Source organism: Streptomyces sp. NPDC049577, assembly GCF_040675635.1.
GTDB lineage: Bacteria > Actinomycetota > Actinomycetes > Streptomycetales > Streptomycetaceae > Streptomyces.
Window position 1 is genome coordinate 1 of record NZ_JBFAPH010000625.1, and the last position, 1,416, is coordinate 1,416.

Here is a 1,416-nt window from a genome sequence, read left to right on the forward strand (position 1 = left end):
GTCGCGAGCCACCACCCCAGAAGCGCCGCCGGCTCCGCCAAGGACCCGCCCAGCGCCACGATCGCCGCTCCCGCCGCGGCTACCACGACCGCGGCCGGCACGGCGGCCGCCACGGGCACCCACCACCAGGCCCCCGCCCGGCGGGCCAGGGCCGTGGTGGGCAGCACGACGGTGACGGCGAGGACCAGAGCCAGGACAGCCGCGAACGGCAGCAGCACCGGCAGGGCGAAGACGGCCAGAGCCGGGCTCTGTGGACCCGGCTCCCCGTCCGGGACGGGCTGCGAGGCCCCCCACAGCCACAGCCCCAGGCCCACCAGCGGCAGCTCGGCCAGCACGCCCGCCGTCGCGACCCTCGTCGCGGACCACGTCCACACCCTGCGGCACACCGGCCGTGCCGTCACCGCCCCTGTCCCTGTCCCCGTCCCTGCCGTCACGGGCCGATCCTCTCCCGGCCTCTGCCGTGACGGAAATCGAAAGCGCAGGCGAAACCCATCCTTTGGGGTGAACTGGCCCTGGAGGGGCGGTTGTTCACCCTCACGTGATCGAACATTGCGGGGTCGAGGCCGCCGCCGCGCGATGTCCCCCATCGGCGCGCCGCCGGCTCCTTTCTCCCGTGGGGGTTCCACACACGTGTTCAGCACCACCGGCTCTTCCTTCGGCATGCCCGCACGCCGTCGCACGGCGCTCGCCGCGACGGCGACCGCCACCGCCCTGGCCCTCGCCGCCGCACCCGCGCACGCCACCGGCACCCCCACGGGCGGGGACACCGGCCAGGCCGACGCCGTCGTCCTGCGCGCCGGGCTCGACGTCTCGCTGCTCGGCGGGAGGGCCCATGTGCCCGTCGAGACGTCCCTCGACGACGTGCACGCCCCGGCCTCCGCCGACCGCACCACCCTCACCGTCACCCTCGACGGAGTCGAACAGGGCAGGCCCGTCGGCATCCTGCGCGCCGACGCGGCCACCGCCAGGGCCACGACGGGGCAGGGCACGGCGAAGGGCTACGCCCATCTCGTGCACGCCAAGGTGCACGTGCCCGGCCTGCCCGTGCTGTCCCTCGTCGAGATCGGGCAGGTCACCTCCGAGGCCGTCTGCGAGGCCGGCAAGAAGCCCGTCGCGTCCTCGAACCTGCCCGGTGACGTCGTGGTCCTGGGCCGGCGGGTCACCCTCTCCGCGACCGGGCCGACCAAGGTCGACGTACCCGGCGTCGGGCAGGTCCGCCTCGACCTGTCGAAGACCGCCACCACGACCCGCACCGCCGCCGCCACCGCGCTCCGGCTGGAGGTCTCGGTCGACCCGCTCAAGCTCAACGTCGCGCAGGTGCGCGGCAACGTGACGCTGGCGGAGGCGCACTGCGAGACGCCGGGCGCCGGCCAAGAGGCCACCGCCGGGAAGCCCTTGGCCCTGCCGGCCTCGGCC

Annotated in this window: 1 protein-coding gene and 1 pseudogene; one reads left to right on the forward strand and one right to left on the reverse strand. The window is 75.4% G+C overall.

Annotated elements, in window-relative coordinates; all coding sequences use genetic code 11:
* Positions 1–401, reverse strand: a pseudogene (locus tag AB0K09_RS33345) (hypothetical protein); the annotation flags it as partial.
* Between the two features lie 259 nt (positions 402–660).
* Between AB0K09_RS33345 and AB0K09_RS33350 the strand changes: the two are divergent.
* Positions 661–1,416 (forward strand): SCO1860 family LAETG-anchored protein (locus AB0K09_RS33350; RefSeq protein ID WP_366069130.1); only part of this gene is annotated, 756 nt, incomplete at its 3' end.